General features: G+C 47.1%; 14 protein-coding genes. 1 reads left to right on the forward strand and 13 read right to left on the reverse strand.

Translation table 11 applies throughout. The annotated features are described in order from the left end of the window. Positions 1-58: 58 nt before the first annotated feature. The 9 genes from Q1A41_RS00970 to Q1A41_RS01010 all read right to left on the reverse strand — a co-directional run bounded on the left by Q1A41_RS00970 (position 59) and on the right by Q1A41_RS01010 (position 10,263). Positions 59-1,687, reverse strand: a complete 1,629-nt coding sequence (locus Q1A41_RS00970; protein WP_299973430.1) for a long-chain-fatty-acid--CoA ligase — start codon at positions 1,685-1,687, stop codon at positions 59-61. Between the two features lie 234 nt (positions 1,688-1,921). Beyond that, positions 1,922-3,406 (reverse strand): M48 family metalloprotease, encoded by a 1,485-nt coding sequence (locus tag Q1A41_RS00975; protein WP_299973433.1) that lies wholly within the window; start codon positions 3,404-3,406, stop codon positions 1,922-1,924. 5 nt (positions 3,407-3,411) lie between these two features. After that, on the reverse strand, positions 3,412-4,089 hold the full coding sequence (locus Q1A41_RS00980) for a hypothetical protein (protein ID WP_299973436.1): 678 nt from the start codon (positions 4,087-4,089) through the stop codon (positions 3,412-3,414). Continuing rightward, positions 4,076-4,741, reverse strand: coding sequence for a hypothetical protein (locus tag Q1A41_RS00985; RefSeq protein ID WP_299973439.1), 666 nt, complete (start codon positions 4,739-4,741; stop codon positions 4,076-4,078). Before Q1A41_RS00985 ends, Q1A41_RS00980 begins: the two co-directional genes overlap by 14 nt. Positions 4,742-4,887: 146 nt before the next feature. Next, complete coding sequence (locus tag Q1A41_RS00990) at positions 4,888-5,898, reverse strand: VWA domain-containing protein (protein ID WP_299973442.1); 1,011 nt, start codon at positions 5,896-5,898, stop codon at positions 4,888-4,890. Then, positions 5,895-6,968, reverse strand: coding sequence for a VWA domain-containing protein (locus Q1A41_RS00995; RefSeq protein ID WP_299973445.1), 1,074 nt, complete (start codon positions 6,966-6,968; stop codon positions 5,895-5,897). Before Q1A41_RS00995 ends, Q1A41_RS00990 begins: the two co-directional genes overlap by 4 nt. Positions 6,969-6,982: 14 nt before the next feature. Further along, on the reverse strand, positions 6,983-7,789 hold the full coding sequence (locus tag Q1A41_RS01000) for a MotA/TolQ/ExbB proton channel family protein (RefSeq protein WP_299772788.1): 807 nt from the start codon (positions 7,787-7,789) through the stop codon (positions 6,983-6,985). A gap of 58 nt (positions 7,790-7,847) precedes the next feature. Beyond that, the gene (locus Q1A41_RS01005; protein ID WP_299973448.1) at positions 7,848-8,105 is read right to left on the reverse strand and encodes a hypothetical protein; all 258 of its coding nucleotides are present in this window, start codon (positions 8,103-8,105) and stop codon (positions 7,848-7,850) included. A gap of 70 nt (positions 8,106-8,175) precedes the next feature. Continuing rightward, positions 8,176-10,263 (reverse strand): SUMF1/EgtB/PvdO family nonheme iron enzyme, encoded by a 2,088-nt coding sequence (locus tag Q1A41_RS01010; protein ID WP_299973451.1) that lies wholly within the window; start codon positions 10,261-10,263, stop codon positions 8,176-8,178. 127 nt (positions 10,264-10,390) lie between these two features. On the opposite strand from Q1A41_RS01010, the gene Q1A41_RS01015 reads away from it, so the two are divergent. Continuing rightward, a complete protein-coding gene (locus Q1A41_RS01015) occupies positions 10,391-11,221 on the forward strand; it encodes an ABC transporter substrate-binding protein (RefSeq protein ID WP_299973454.1) in 831 nt (276 codons plus the stop codon). On the opposite strand, the gene Q1A41_RS01020 is transcribed toward Q1A41_RS01015, so the two are convergent. The 4 genes from Q1A41_RS01020 to Q1A41_RS01035 all read right to left on the reverse strand — a co-directional run bounded on the left by Q1A41_RS01020 (position 11,172) and on the right by Q1A41_RS01035 (position 16,274). Then, complete coding sequence (locus Q1A41_RS01020; protein WP_299973457.1) at positions 11,172-12,656, reverse strand: hypothetical protein; 1,485 nt, start codon at positions 12,654-12,656, stop codon at positions 11,172-11,174. The two genes, Q1A41_RS01015 and Q1A41_RS01020, sit on opposite strands and share 50 nt — an antisense overlap. 56 nt (positions 12,657-12,712) lie before the next feature. After that, positions 12,713-13,900 carry a hypothetical protein gene (locus Q1A41_RS01025; RefSeq protein ID WP_299973460.1) on the reverse strand — a complete coding sequence of 396 codons (1,188 nt, stop codon included), beginning with the start codon at positions 13,898-13,900 and terminating at the stop codon, positions 12,713-12,715. A gap of 20 nt (positions 13,901-13,920) precedes the next feature. Next, positions 13,921-14,946, reverse strand: coding sequence for a hypothetical protein (locus tag Q1A41_RS01030; protein ID WP_299973463.1), 1,026 nt, complete (start codon positions 14,944-14,946; stop codon positions 13,921-13,923). 137 nt (positions 14,947-15,083) lie between these two features. Continuing rightward, a complete protein-coding gene (locus tag Q1A41_RS01035; protein WP_299973466.1) occupies positions 15,084-16,274 on the reverse strand; it encodes a hypothetical protein in 1,191 nt (396 codons plus the stop codon). Positions 16,275-16,422: the final 148 nt, after the last annotated feature.

Here is a 16,422-nt window from a genome sequence, read left to right on the forward strand (position 1 = left end):
CAGGCCACAAAAAAACGGGCCATTAAGGCCCGCATTTTTTATTTTCGTGGAAGAGGCTTTACACATCGCTCCACTGAAAGTTTTGGTACTCGTCGCGTAAATCTTTCTTGCTCAGTTTACCTGTTGCGGTATGAGGCAATTGTTCAACGAACACGCAGTCTGCAGGAATCCACCATTTGGCAACTTTACCTTCAAACCAGTCTAGCATTTCCTCTTTACTGATTTCTTCGCCTTCTTTAACGATGGCTAACAGCAGAGGGCGCTCGGTCCATTTCGGATGAGACACACCAATAACCGCCGCTTCGGCAATCTTAGGGTTATCTACCGCACAGTTTTCCAGCTCGATAGAAGAAATCCACTCGCCGCCAGATTTAATCACGTCTTTGGTGCGATCGGTAATTTGCATCAGTGAGTTTTCATCCATAAAGGATACATCACCGGTTTCAAACCAGCCGTCTTCAGCGCCGCCAGTGTCAAGCTTATGGTAGCGCTCGGTAATAAATGGGCCACGCACTTGTACCGCGCCGGAAGATTCTCCGTCCCAAGGCAGTTCATTGCCATCTGGATCAACAATACGTAGATCTACCCCATAAATCGGGCGGCCTTGACGCAGGCGATGGGTATCGAACTCTTCTTTGCTCATGTTTTCATGGGCATCTTCAGCAACACGGTTATAGGTTCCAAGTGGGCTCATTTCCGTCATACCCCAAGCGTGCTGCACGGTAACATTGTACTGTTCGCGGAAGGCATCGAAGATGGATAGTGGGCAAGCTGAGCCACCAACGGTTACACGATTCAGCGTATCGACGGTTTTGCCAGTTTTCTCTAGATACTGTAGTAGCGCTAGCCAAACGGTTGGAACGCCTGCCGAGCAAGTAATGCTCTCAGAGTTGATTAAGTCGCATAAGGTTTCGCCGTCACCCATCTTAGGACCAGGCATTACCAATTTCACACCTGCCATCGGGGCAGAGTAAACCAAGCCCCAGCCATTAACGTGGAACATAGGCACGATAGGCATGGTCACGTCATTACGTGATAAACAGAAGGCATCAGGCAGTGAGCTGGCATAGCAATGCAAAACGGTAGAGCGGTGGCTATAGACCACACCTTTAGGGTTACCAGTTGTACCTGAGGTATAACAAATCGCCGATGCCGAATTCTCATCCAGCTCTGGCCAATCAAAGCTATCGGATTCGCCTTCCAGCAAAGTTTCGTAGCAATGTACATTGCGCAGGCTGGTTTCTGGCATATGGGCTTCGTCGGTAAGCACAACATAGCCTTTTACGCCGCTCAGCTGATCTTGTAAGCGCTCCATAGTGCCAACAAAGGCCACATCGATAAATACCCACTGATCTTCAGCGTGATTAATAATGTAGTCGATCTGCTCATCAAATAAACGCGGGTTCACGGTGTGGCAAACCATGCCAGAACAAGAGATCGCGTAATACAGCTCTAGGTGACGGTAGTCATTCCAGGCCAAGGTGCCGATGACGTCGCCTTGCTTGGCGCCAATCTTCTCTAATGCATTGGCGAGTTTGCGTACGCGGGCAAAGGCGTCTTTATAGGTATAGCGGTGGCGAGGGTTATCAGCGGTTACTGAGACCACTTCGACATTTGGGTAAACTTTGTCCGCAAAGTTCATCACAGAAGTGATGTTTAGCGGCATATTCATCATCGTGCTTTGCATGGGATGCTCCATTTTATTTTCATCGCGGTGCCTGGGCCAATGTGGTTTATCGCTAACCACAATGACCACCAAGGCTTTAGCCTTGAGGGACGGGCTCAAGTATAAATTCAAACGCTTGTTTGATGCTAGCCTGAAAAGGGTGAATTGTTTTACATATTACGCCCTTTTGCTTGGTGCACCACTGAATAATGGCGTTGGAGCTGCCCTTTAAAACGACCGCTTACAGATATGCTTTTATTGAATGATTTTTATAACCTCGCCCGGGCGAGGTTCGCCTGAAGGGTAGTAACCATTAATGATGCGAAGTAAGTCGGCGCCATTGCGCCCTAAACGAGCCTGGCGGGCTAAATCTTCAAAACGAGTACGATGGTTAGCTTTTACAAAATGCAGGGTTTTATTACCCTTTTGGGCCAGCTGACGGCGCTCTGGGCGGAAGCTACTGATAATATCCATTACTTGGCTATCGAACTCGCCTTTTAACTTTGGAGATTGCCATTTGCTGCTTAAGGTGTACATGAGGCGTCCACGAGCAATGGCGGCGATTCTTTGCTGGCCTTTGTTGTTATCGTCGATGATTCCGGTATGGCCCGATAAGCCTTTTAAATATAAAGGCTCAGATTGTCGCAGCAGCTTTACCTGGTAATGTTTACGCAACCATTCTTCTACCGCCGTGCCTGAAAATTTATTGATACCTACGCTTAGCACAGTCTGGCCTTCAGGGTTATTGACGTTGATACTTTTGCTGCCTTGTTTTACATCCCAGCCGGCCGGGTAGGCAAAGCTAAAGCCAAGGCTGTTGTGGCGATAGCGTTGCTCTTTTTCCTGTTCAGATGATGACTCGTCTTGCTGGCTGAGCTTACCGACGGTTGCTTCGCTATTGTGTCCAAACACCATACCGTTTACCGCTTGGCGAAAAGCACTGGTCTTACGCTCGCCTTGATCCGCTTCGGCAACATTGATGAGCTTTTGCAGGCGCTTGTCATTGCGTGGGTGGCTAGAAAACACTCCGTGGTAAGCCGTGGCTTTGCGACCTGAGGCACGCGCTAAACGTTTTTGATAGACCTCATGGTCTTTTAGGATTGCAATAACCTCGTACATAGCTTTAGCAGGGTAGCCGACAGCGCTAAGGTATTTTGCGCCTAGGCCATCAGCTTCTAGCTCCATATCGCGGCCATAGCCTTTTACTGCCGCACTGGCGTACAAGCCGGTAGCCTCGCCAACTTCTGCGCTACGGGTGAGAATGGCGGTTAAGATGGATAGGGTTTTTGCACCGGTGGCCGCGCTTTCTTGCCGCACTGAATGACGCGCTGTTACATGGGCAATTTCATGGCCAAGGATTGCAGCTAACTGCGCTTCGTTTTCAAGGTAGGCAATCAAGCCGCGATTTATGTACACAAAACCGCCGGGTACCGCAAAAGCATTTACATCGGGGCTATCCACAATAAAAAACTGATAGTTGAGTTCTGGGCGATCGCTGACGGCGGCCAGTTTTTGGCCAACTTCATTGACATAGCGATTTAGTTTTTCATCTTGGTATAAAGGCGTGCTTTGTAAAAGCTTATCGTGTACTTCTTGGCCTTTTTTTATCTCGGAAGACTCAGAGCGAAACACCACATCTGGAGAGCCCGTCGCTGGATTAACCGAACAAGATGTTATTTGCAGTAGTACGCCGACGAGTAATAGGCTTAAGCTAAGTTTGTAAAAAATAGATTTGGACATGAACCTTATGCTCCTGCGTTAGCGGAAGAATCTGGAACGAAAATTTCTCGAAGTTGAGCCCCTAAGCCTTTACAGGCATTACTTTGCACCCTTGCAAGCAGGGGGATAGGCACCACAAGCGCGGGCATATAACTGGTTCCTTTGGCGTCGGCACTGACTTTGGCCACTAGGTCCTGTTTTTGATAATCCCATACTTCGGCCTCGTAATCTGATTTGTCATCCCAGGTTCCAAAGCCAAAACAACCGCCTCCTCCAGGGCCAACAGCACAACCAACAGAGCCTGCTGAGCCGGTCTGTTGGGTGCTGCCATCAATCCAAATGACGTAGCGCAGCTTGAGATCTTCGATTTTCTCTCTTACCTGGGGCTGTTTCATCAAATACTCAAGTCGCTCAGGACGCATCGGTGCCATACGAGGTTCGAACCAAGGATAGAGCTCATCGACAAACTGTTTTTCAGGGATGACTGAAATTCCACTTTGATTGGCGCTGATTACTTTGCCAACACAATTGATCAGGTCGGGCTCAGTTTCATAATCTGGGGAGTGCCTACGACCAAGCAGTACGATGCGATCTCCGCTGGCCAGACTGGCTTCTGCTCGCTGATATTCATCGATGGTAACCGATGTGCAAGCGCTTAAGCTAAGTAGGTAAAGGCAAGCCAATAGATAACTAGGGTGTCTCATTTTGCACTCCTCCTCGATCAGCAGATTGTTGCTGAACACTTGAGTCACGCTTACCCATCCAGTCTTGTAATTCTGGTACGCGAGAAAAATTCACAGTGAGATTGGCCCCGAGGTCGCGTAGCGCGACTATTATGGCTTCATTCATTGCCGCTTCATCTGATTGCATAAAACCAGATGGGGTTTTGCCATAGGCGGTAATAAACCAATCGGCCAGGAGTTGACCGTCGTTTTGGTAAAGTTGCATATTGTACTTAATCCAAACCTCAAAAATTTTACTGCGGGTTTCTCGAGGTAAGCTGTATTGGAAGTCGCTTAGTGTTGGTTTAACAATAATGTCGACCCCAGGTAATTTGAAGGCTTCACCTTCGGGGTCTGGGCTGTGGCCCGCCCACTGTTGAAAGAGCGCAGGGAGTAGGCTGTCGAAAAATTCCTGTTGTGCGGCACCTGTTTGAATATTCCATTTGACGCGATCTTCGTCGTCTTCTGCATAGCTGTGCGAGATTAATTCTGGGCTGTAGTAGGCCGCGCCATGCAATGGCATAGCGGTTGTTAAAGGGCTCGGGAACTGGCCTTTTACCGTAAGTTGGCTGGAGCAAGCTGCTAAAATCAGACTGCTTAGCATCAGTAATGATCGGCTGAGCTGTTTTTTCATATTAGACTCTTTCTATTATTGTATAGCCCGATTACACATTAATAGCACAATTCGCTTTTCCTGTCTGGCCTGTCATGATTTATTCATCAACTGACGGTCGTGACATCTTCATTTAAGACGATGCTGCAAAATCTTAAAGCAAAGTATTATCGATAATCATTTAATCCTACAAAGGTGCCGCCATTTTGGTAGCTTAGCTCGCGCATTAAGGCCGCGAATCGATAGGCGCTTTGTTGTTCTGCCGGTGCCGCCTCTGCAAGCAAAACAGGGAAGCCTACAGCGTGAATGCGAACACGCCTCTCACCCTTGTTATCACTAGCGTTTAGGCGTTCAACTGTTTTAATGACTCGACGAATCGAACCACCAGAAAAGTCATCACCAAACACATAGAGGCTGATTTTTTTATCCTGTGCATAATATTGGCGGATCGCACCTTGAATGCCTTCGACTGGGCTGGAATTACTAAAAGGATTCCAAGTTCGCATGCGTTTAATAATCGCTTTGCGCCGTGAAGGGGAGTCGGGTATCCATTGTCCGCGATAGCTGCTGAACATATAGTTCCCCATATCGTTCATTACCTGGATCCCTTTTACTTTCGGGTAAATATTCAAAGTGGCGATTATCTCGTCCATAACCCTAGGCCAGGCATAATTAAACATACTGCCTGAGGTATCGATAATAAAAATAATGTATTCACTGTCGACCGGGATACCACCAACTAGACTATTTTTAGCCGAGTGACTGCGCCCCAAAAGGCGCTCCATCTCTTCATTGAGATCCTGCAGTGCGAGTTGCAGACGGGCGCGAATTTTATCATCGGCGGCAGAGGCATTCGCGAGCTCGGTCAGTTCACTCTGCAGTTGCTGGCGTCTAGATTTTAAAATAGCCAAACGCAGAGTTTCATCATCAAGTTGTTCGGTCTTGGCGGTGAGCTCACGATTTAAAATACGGGTCTCCCCGCGAATCTCAAAGAGCTCTTGCTGCAATCTTTTCAGCTGCCCTTGCTGTTGAACATCACTGACTTCAAGTGCTCCAGGCAAAGAGCTCTTGGTGATCATTAGTAGCAAGACAATAGCACCAAAACCACAGCAGATTACGTCTAGAAAGGAAACGTTAAAATCGTCGCCTTGGCGCTCGCGTTTTCTTGAATTGCTCATGGCCAATCCTTTGATGGGCTCATAAAAGAACCTTTGCTGCGATGGGCGAGTTGCCAATAAGCGGCCGCAGCCATGGTGTCGCCTTCCATCGGTGCCAAAATGATATTGATCGGTAGGCCTCTGGGAAGAGCGTTCACCGCGCGATTGTATAAGCGCATACGTTCATTGCCATCTACCGTTTTCTTGCGTGGTGCTTGTTTACCTTGAGTTGGCAAACCATCGGTAATTAAAAAGACATTGTCAGGAAGCTGTTGAAAGCTGGATAGACTTTCAAAGGCTCTGATTAAGCTGGTGCCGTTTTTGGGGGTGAGCTGATCAAGTGCATCGAGCCCTTGTTGTAGTTGGCGACGATTACTGACATCGAGCCACTGTCCTTTAGTGTTGGCAATTAATGGACTCACCTCAGTATTGAAGGTATAAATTTGGTACTGGCTGTTAACTGGAAATTTGGCGATTAACCACTCCACGGTAGCAACCGCGCGTTGCCATTTGGCGGCTGCGCGTTGTTGCTCTGGGCTCATATTGCGACGACGAATAACGTTAACAATGGTTTCATCCAGCATACTGGCGGATGCATCCAGTAAAATCACAATGCGCTGGCCGCCGAGTTTTAAGCCTGTTAAATATTGCCGATTACCTTGGCCGGTAATTTCCCGTAAATCGTTGCCGCGCTTATTTTCTTCTTCAAGCTCGGACTTTCTTAGCTGCAGATTCTGAATTTCCTGTTTGAGTTCTTCAAGCGTGTTTTTATCGGCACTGCCAATGTCCGCAAGGCGAGTACGGGTAGCTTTAATATCTTCATTGACTTGTCGCGCTAAACCCTGGGCTTCCAGCAGTTGCTGGTCAACATCCGATAGACTGTTGCGGGCTCTAACCTGTAAGGCCTTGGCAGCCTGTATATCTTCATTGAGCATATTGACTTCGGCGCTGAGCTCGTTTGGGTTTTCCAGCTGACGTCGATCCATATCATGTTTGATGATTAGAAAAATCAGCGCCACCGCGCCAAAACCGCAGGACATAATATCCAAGAAGGATAAATTAAAAGTAGTGAACTTGCGTTTACGAGCCATGCTGAATTAATTGCCTACTGCTCACGTTGGCCAAGTTGTAAATTACGTAGCAAATGTGTATCGGCGTAATCTTGAGTATCTAACACCAGGCGTTCTTGCATGAGCTGTAACTGATGCGTAAAAAACATGATGATGATACTAATTACCAGCGCGATAAACGTTGAGTTAAAAGCTACACCAAGGCTAACAGTTACGCCGACAATATCACCTTCGACGGCTTTATGGGCCTGGCTAAGCGCCTCGCCAATGCCTCGTACGGTACCGATAAATCCAATGGAAGGAATGGCCCAGGCAATATAGCGAACCATGGCCAGTTCCGAATCCAAGCGGTCTGATTCGGTGGTGCAGGCTTCCTTTACGGCAGTTGCCGCATCGGCCATGGTATGACTGGAGCCAAAACGACGTAAAGCTTGCAGTAGTGCCCTTGGCAACAGGAAGCGTTGTTGTTCTTCTGGAAGTTGCTGTAGTGGAGCAATAAGACGATCACAGTCCTCTACGCGAATGGCGCTATTTTCGCTAATGCCCAATAGATCCAACTGTAAAAATTGCCGCTCCTTTCGGCCTTGCCAGGCTTTAAAAGCCATGATGGACATGGCCCAGAGCATCAAAATAAAACAGGCTTCCTGTTCGTAATCGCGCAGTACCACATAGAGTGAACGCTCTACGACGACGGTCTGACCGCTGGCTTGCATGGCGGCTTGGGCCTGCAGTATGGCGTCGGCATTCGGACGAATAACGGTGACGAAAATAGCGTGCACGATAATGCTGGCAATGATTAAAGCAAAAAGCTGAAATAAAAATTCAGAACCATTTCTGCGCATTTGGTTTGTCCTGTTGTTGTTTAACGCTGTTAATTTCTGTTTTACTGACTGACTAAATTTAGATATCGACAGGGAAGGCGACTGGTAGATCTTCAGATATCTCTTCTGTCGGTTTAAATACCTGCTCATTTCTAGCGCCCTTGGCCGCTTTGCTGGCTTTGTCTTTGTTTTTTACGGCTTGCTTTTCGGTTTTAGCGCTCTGTTTTTCTTGCTTTTGTAGCTTGCCTTCCACTTTTTGAGAATCCTGGCTCTGGGCAAGGCTTGCTAGGGCTAAGCTCAACAGCAGTATGCATACAGTTCTGGTGGTATTAAACATTAGCTTTACTCGTTGCTGTTCTTTAAATATGGTTTCATTGTTGCTTTTTCGTTTGACCCATCATTTGCTGCTAAAGTGCATTACGAGCAATTCTAAAGCCAACATGGCGTTTGCCTGCATTGCCATAGTCACGGAAGGCCAAGCGTAAGTCACTCATTGTCCCGCTGGTCCAGTTAGGGCCTCGAATAACATAGTGTTGGCCGCTTTGTTTACCCATAGGGTTTTCTAGTTCAGTCTTATTTAGGCCCGTGCTGATGCCATAAACATCATGTACCCATTCGGCCATGTTGCCACCTAGATCATAAATTCCGTGCTTATTGGCAGGGAATTTTCCGCTTGGTGCACTGGCCGCAAAGCCGTCATCATAGTTATTGAGTATGCTGCCAACTTGAGTGGCCGCAGAGCGATCCGCATAATTACCTGCATAGCTCGCTTTGCTGGCAGAGTGCTGCATTCGATCGCCCCAAGCGTATTTTTTCATTTTTCCGGCATTATATCGTGCAATCCAGGCCCATTCCGCTTCTGTTGGTAAGCGATAGCCATTGGCGCTTTCATCGAAGCCGCTGACTTTGCCTTGTTGCACTTTATAAAACGGTTTTAATTTCTCCTTCTGGGACAGCCAATTGCAGTATAGGGCTGCATCTTGCCAGCTAATATTGGCTACAGGATATTTATCATTGTTTAAGCTGACGCCCTTACTGTGGTTTGAGTTATGGCTGCTTTTAAATTGACGAAAGGCTTTATTGCTCACTTCATGGGTGGCCAAATAAAAAGCTCTATTTAATTTAACCTTACGCTGACTTTCATTGGCGCGTCGCCCTTGCTCACGCCTGGACGCACCCATGGTAAAACTGTGTTTGGGCTTAAATAGTTTAAGTTGTTCGCCATTGCTGTTGCGGTACACTGGTTTTAGATTCGCAAACTTTTGCTCGGCCAAAGTGAGCAATTGAATATCGAGTTGCAGTGGCCTGTTTTGACTTGGTGTTATTCGATGGCTCTGGCTAGCATAGCCAGGAGCCTCAAAGCGAAGAGTTTGTGGATGACTGGCCAAATTGATGACGCCCTTGTTTAGCTTTAAGGTTTTATTGTTTAAGAAAACTTTTGTACTACTGGGGAAAAGCTTCAAGCTCACTTTGCCTAAAACCGGTAATAGAGAGGCTTGTAATGTTTGTTGCTCCTTCTCTTTTAGCGTCACGGTTTTGCTGAAACGTTGATAGCCATCTTTATAGAGCTTAATGCTTTGAGCTTCCCCGGGGCTAAGGGCTAGGGTGATTGGAGTTTGCCCCTGGAACTGGCCGTTGACAAGCACATTGGCAGCGCTAGGTGTTGAACTCAAAGTCAAGCTGGCATCGGCTGGCAGTAGTTCAGCGAAATCAACGGCCAGTTCTTGTTTTGCGTCCAGCTCTACCCAATGGCATTGGCTTTTGTAGCCTTCCTGTTCTAAACATACATCGTAATCACCCACAGCCAGAGCGATTTTTTCCTCGCTAAGGTTTTCTTCTTTTTCATTGACTCGCAGTTGAGCCCCAGGGTTTTTGTGAGAAATATGGATCAAGCCATAGTCGGCTTGTAGTACAAGCTCTTGCTCTTGGCTTTTGCCCATTCCGGTGATTTCAATGTTTTGCTCTAGGGGGAGATACAAAGGGTGTTCAACACGCAATTGGTATTGGCCTGCTTCTACACTTGGGAAATCTGTTGTTGCTGAGTAGCTCTCTTTTAACGGGCTTAACTGGATTAAGGTGCTCTTCAGCTCATCGTTAATTGCTTGTTGCGTCCAGCCGTCTTTGGCATTTAGTTTAAGTTGACCTGGCAACTTTTTCATATTGATGTTGAGCTCTAAGCTATCATCGCCAAGCTCGAAGCTATCTTCGTAGGGATGATAGCCGGGCGCAGTGGCACTCACCGTGTATTTTCCAGGCAACATCAATACATCCTGGCCAAAAGGCAGTTTTAACCAATATCCAATCTGAGTTTGGGCAAAAGCGGGCGTTGGTCGAATTAACACTGCGCTCGCTGCACTAATAAACCAAGCTATTAGGGCGGTTAAGATAAAGAAAGCCGCAATTAATAGCTGCTTTTTACGGCTAAAGCGCCCTTGCTTTTGTATAGGTTTAAATAACTCTTTGGCGGCGTTGGCCTGTGCGTTTTGGTCGCTCAAATCTTTGTCTCGCTTTAAATAAGCTAACTATTGGTCGAAGATGACTTTATTTGTTAGCTGCAAAGGCATAAAGTTGCATTTAAACATTAAAATATTTCTATTTACCGTCAGCTGGCTGGAGGCCCAGATGCCATTGTTTAATGAGAATAAGTTAATCAATTGCATATGCCTTGTGCTAGCCACGCTTGCTAGTGTTCTATCCAGTACTTCAATTCGCGCTGAAACCACTAAAGATCTCACCTTGCTAGTGGGGCAGGCAATGCCACCGTATATCTGTCCTGATAATGAGCAGGGTTTAGAGCTTGAACTGGTTCGTATGGCCTTGGCGATCGAGGGTTATCGTGTAATCCCCAAGCGAATGCCACTGGCCAGAATTCCTCGTGCTTTAAATGCTGCCCAGGCGGATGGCGCGCTGACCCTGAGCCCCGATCTACCTTTAGAGCATGTTTATCTTTCGGATTCTCATATCAGTTACCAAAATGCCTTCTTCAGCCTTGATAAGTTCGATATCACGCTGAATTCTATTAATGATATTAAAGGCAAATCTTTAGTCGCTTTTCAAAACGCTCAACATTATCTTGGTGATCACTTTAGTGATTTGGTAAAAGGTAATCAGCTATACCAAGAGCATCATAATCAAGCAAAGCAGGTATCCATGTTGCTAAAAGAGCGCACTCAGCTAGTCGTCATGGATAAGCACATTTTTCAATATTACTATAATAAATCTCCCCAAGAAGCCATGTCGCAGAAAATACGCAGCCATGATCTATTACCGGTGAACCAATACCATGTCGGTTTTTTGCGCGATAGCTGGCGTGATGCCTTTAATCGAGGTTTAAAAAAACTCAAACAGCGCGGTATTTACAAGCAGATCACCAGTAAATACCTTGATTGCGCCCAGTTATATGTTAAATCAATTCCTGACAAGCCACCTGAAGTGGCGGAATGTCCTTGTTAAGTTCGACCTCAAAGTTTATTCGTACATCTCGATAGCCTTTTCGCTGTCCTAGTAGCGTGTAGCTGCCGGGTGGTAGATCCATTTGAAGCTCTGAAAATAAGCCTAAGCGTTTATGCCGTAATAGGCTAACCTGGGTGTGCCCATCGGACTGCAGGGTTATCTCCACCGGAGTTTGGGATTTAATCAATGCTACTTTTAACTCGGCTATTTGGCGATTAAGATTGTCATCATTGCTTTTAAGTTGACTGGCCTCTTCGATAAGCTCTTGCGCTCGCCGTCTTATTTGCTGGTCTTGTAAGGTGCTCGGTTGCTCAAGAATGGCTTTAAATCTTTGATCAATACCCAAGCGGGCTTTGGCTTTGATTAAACCGACCCTTGCACTCACTTCGGCAGGTGCCATTGATTGTACTTTCTGATATTGCTCCACCGAGCGCTGCCAGTCTTCATCTTGGGCCGCTTTTTCAGCGCGGTTTAAATGGCTTTGTATTGATGCCTGTAGTCGAGCAGTCTTGGTTTCACTCAAAGCTGATTTAGCCGAGCTATCTCCAAGCTTTAATTTTTGGGCTTTACTGAACCAGTTTTCGGCCGTTTTGTACTGCTTGTTTTCCAAGGCTGAATAACCATTGCTCATTGCTTGTGAGTACTGCTGCTCCGTAGTCGCACTGGCCATGCGTTGTGCGGCTTCACTGGCGACTTCACTTTCGGGATCAAGTTGTAGGGCTTGTTGATAGAGTTTTTCGGCATTTGGCCAATCTTGTTGGCGTTCGAACCGCTTGCCCTTGCGTATTAGGTCGTTGACTTCATCAGCAATATCTATTCGTTTGAGCAGCTTTTGGGCATCATCTAAGTTGCTCGCTAAACTGGTTTTGAGTTTGCTGGCTAAGGTTGCTTGTTCTTTGGCCTGTGTTAGCTTTTGTTCACGCAAATTTTGCTTGGCCAAGTCCATGTATTGTTGATAAACATCGTCGACTTGTCCTAGTAGATCTTCCATTGCTTTTAAAGCGGCCTGATATTGCCCCATGGCTTGCTCGAAACTTTGTTGGCGATAGAGTTGATCACCAGATTGAGCGAAATCTACAGCGCTTTGAAAATCTTGCTCAGCCCATTGTTCAACCGCCTGCTGTTCAAGAGCTTCTTGACTCTGAAGCAGTTTGGCAAGTATGTCTTGGGCGGCGCGGCGCTGTTTGCCCAATTGAGCATCTTGCCATGGGGACTGCTGAATAGGCTTGTTTGCTGATGCTGGGCTAGCATTGATTTGTGGGTTTATTGTTTCTGCAGACGGCTCTTTAACCATACTGGGCAGCCAAAACACGACGCTTAGCAATACTATTGCCAAAATGCTCAAGACAGGTATTAGAAAACGCTTTTGTTTTAAAACCCCTGGCTCTTGAGTGGGTGCTAAGCTGGCGAAGGTTTGTTCTGCTTTGTTTGGCATTGTTTTAATGAATATCTCAAATTCTTAGTTAGCGGCTTAATTTGGCGTTGGGCTTCTTAGAGGCTTAATTGACCATTTTCCACTTCATAAAGTTCACGTAGGATTTGTCGCCACTGTTGATACTGCTGTTGCACTGAGCCGCTAAGGGTAATCGTTCTATCTTCCAGCTCGATAACCTGTGGTTGAATAGCGGCCTCTAGTGAATCTCCGAGCTCGCGAATGGTTTCACTGTGCATATCGGCTTCGGCCCGCTTACCAAAGCCTTCTTTTACCAAAAAGCCACCGCCGCCAATGGCGACAGCACCAGCAGTTCTTACTGAACGGTTGTTGCTCGTTGCAGCGGCGATACCCGCAAGTACGGAAACAATTCCAGCAATGGTTTGATTGCGAGCCTGCTCTTTGACTTCTCGTAAGTTCTTAACTTCTTGATAGGTTTGTTTGCGCCAATCTCTATAAGGACTGTCTATTTGTTGAATAAAACTACCATAAAAGTCCTGCAGGGTGTCGACATATAAGTGATCGCGCTCACGAATTGTTCTAATACGTTCTAGCATTGGGTCGTTTTCTGCGGGAAGGCGTTCTATTTGGTAAATACCTTTTTTATCTTGCTGAAGCTGGCCAGCGAAAGACTGGGGTGCAAAGCTTTCGGCAAAACGCAACTCGCCGATTAGACGGGCGCGGCGAAGGTATTCGCCATCAAGCTGCTGGCGGTATTGTAAAAGATCGTTGGATATCTGGTGGTAAATAGTTTGGAAGGGGTCTGCCTTGCTCGCAGTTTCACGACGATAGGCATAGCGACTAGCTATAGCTTTATATTCCTTGCTATACCAATGTTGGCCGGTCACATCTTTAACATCAATGGCAAGTTGTAAGGTTTCACCATCGGAGTGAAGAATTCGGCCACTGAGTTGTACATCGACTAAGGTTGCTGCGCCAGGAATGAGCCGCACCGCGCCCCAAGCTGAGCTGGCCTGAATAGCATCACGAATATGCCCCGCCATGTAATGTGATTCAGCTTTGCGAACCTCTGCAAAAACCAAGGCATCGTCGTCTTCAATTTGCTCTAAATTGGGATCTAGAATTTCGACTCCAACATCTAATAGCTGGCTTTCAGGTATCTCAGCCGTTTCTTGCTGTAGTTGAACATAGCGAGTTGTCTTCACTGTATGTGAGGCGCAAGCACCCAATAAAAGACTACAAAAAATGGCGCATAGTGCAGGCCAGGGCTTACTTGAAAGCGACATATTAAATCCTATTAATCTGACTAGCGTTGCTTGTATTTGCGGTATTCCTCCCAGAGCTTCTCTCTGAGTTTTGGATCCTTTTCTGCCATGGCCGCTTCGCGAATTTGGCGGGCGACAATATCGTCGTCGCTACCATCGGGAATGTCATCGGGAACAGGGGGAAGACCGTTATTTGCTGGTTTGCCTTTCGCCCCCTGATAATCGCCGTTGTTTTCCCCTCTAGTGGCAGGGCCTTGGCCATCACCGCTATTAGACGAGTCTGTGCCAGATTGTGTGTTAGGTGCACCATAGGGGCTATTGCCACCTTCTCCTGCTCCGCCGCCTTCTCCAGCTCCGCTACCTTGGCCAAATCCCGGATCTTCTTGTTCTAGCTGGTCTTCTGCGCCCCTAGCGGCGCCATCGGCTAGCACTTTATCGCGCTCTCTCAGGATCATTCCGTCATAGCGACCAAAGGAGCCTTCAAGTTCAGCTTCCAGACTGGCTTGTCTTTCGGAGGAAGATTGGCCGTTTCCTCCGGCTGTGCTTTCATCAAAGCTGATGTCAGCGGTTTCTGCGCGAGCTCCAGGGGATGTGCTGGCATCGCTGACATCGGCATCACCGTCACTAGCAGGGTCATATTGCTCATAAAGCGGGCTATCTTCCGCTCCTGCAGCACCGTCACCGGTCTCCATGCTGCCATCTTCAAACTCTCCAGAGCTTCCGCTTTGAGGGCCAGGGCTGCGGGGCAGACCCGAGGAAGAACCTTGCTCACGATCTTGGCCGTTACTCGATCCTGATGAGGATTGCTGGCCTGTATCACTGCTAGCGGTGCTACTTGGCGCACGGCTTGCTGGCCTTGGGCTGCCTGCGCTAGGCGCGCTGCTAGGATTAGAAGAGGGGGTGCTCGCCGATGGGCTGCTATTCGGGGGTTTACTCGCTGGCACACCGCTAGGGCTCTGGCTAGTGGTAGATTGAGTTTTACAAGCGCTCAGGCTGAAACACAGCGCTAAGCTTAGCAGCGCTGTGCGGGCAGAGAATTGCTTATTTTTAGAAATACGTAGGTTCATATTCGTGCCTGAGTCACTATTTGTAGAGCATAGGTTTTTGATTCAATCAAGCTGCGCAAGTTCCCGAGTTATCACTGCAATACCCTTGCTTTCTATATGGCCGTATAAGTGGGCCAGGGGAAGTTTCCCTTATAGTATTATGGAAAACTAAAGCTCTGCTGAATATCTTTGCTGTTTTGGAAGTTGCCGTCAGCATTGATGCTTGGGCGAAACTGCGTTTTGCGCAGCTGTCGCTTGATTTTCCCGCGATACTTCTTATTCTCTTCAGCCACTTTAAGATTTCTAGCTTTGCCGTCTCTACCAATGTCGTAGCTAGCTTTAATGTGTATGCGCGGTTCCAGTTCTAAAAAACTCTCTTCCCATTCAGGTAATATTGGAATTACTTCTGGAGTTGCGAATAGTGCCGGTCGCTGGTCTTCTTCACTAAAAGCCAGAGCCTCGCGATAGTACTTTTTGGCAGTACTGTACTTACCAAACATCAAATGCCAATCACCATTAAGAATTGAGAGCCTTTGTCGGTCTGTACTGTCAGTTTCGATTGCTGACATACTCTCGAGGGCTTTTTTTCCATTAACAAAGATGTTGTTTTTTTGTTGTTGGAGTTCATTACTTGCTTGCTGTTGGCTTAGTGGATCATGCCGAAGTGTGGTTACGGAAAAACCATTACTTTGCTGGCCTTGTTCGATGATGGTGAGTTTAAAGTAATTGCTAGCTATAAAACCTTGTAGAACTTTTGAGAGGTCTTCGTGCTGCCTATCTAGCTCTGGGCTTTGTCCATATAGTTCTATGTATTGCAGATACAAACTGTTTGCAGCGTTTAAATGAGCAACATCCCTTCGGCCGTTGTATACATAAGCATGTAACTGCCACTGCCCAAGGGTCATTAGGGTTTTTAACAGCCTTTTTTTGTCTCCAAGTAGAGATCGATTTGCCAACCAATGTCTAAACTCTTGTTGTTCTCGAGCTTTTCTCCATTGACCCGCCGCGACAAGATTGGTCACTAGTTGTTTAGCAATGGGCTCTTGCAGCTCACTGTATAAGCCATGATTGACTCTCTGAGCCTGCATGGCTTGGCGAAGTAATTTGCTGGCCTCATCGTACTGCCGGGCAGATTGGTAAATGGCTGCCATATCGGCCAGTACCTCGCTACTGGCTGAAGCAAAATTGCCATGTAACTCCTGCAGTTTCCATAATCTACTTTCTAAGATACTGATTTGCTCCAAATCCTGTGCGGAAAGCGTGTTAATGGTTTTTGTGGTGGCTTGCTGTTTGCTGTCCTTTTGCGGGCTAGCTGTTGAGCTTGAATCTTGCTCTGAGCTGGAGTCCATTACGGGCTGCTCTGCGTTAGCAGGGGGGATATTTGTTGTTGCAGTGGCAATCTTGGAATCAGTTTGTGCTAGGCTAAGGGTCGAGCACAGTAGGCCGCACATTAAAATTAAAGTAGCGCTGCCTATTTTGCTTTTCATGGCAGGAAAC

This window comes from uncultured Pseudoteredinibacter sp. (assembly GCF_947502065.1).
Taxonomy (GTDB): domain Bacteria; phylum Pseudomonadota; class Gammaproteobacteria; order Pseudomonadales; family Cellvibrionaceae; genus Pseudoteredinibacter.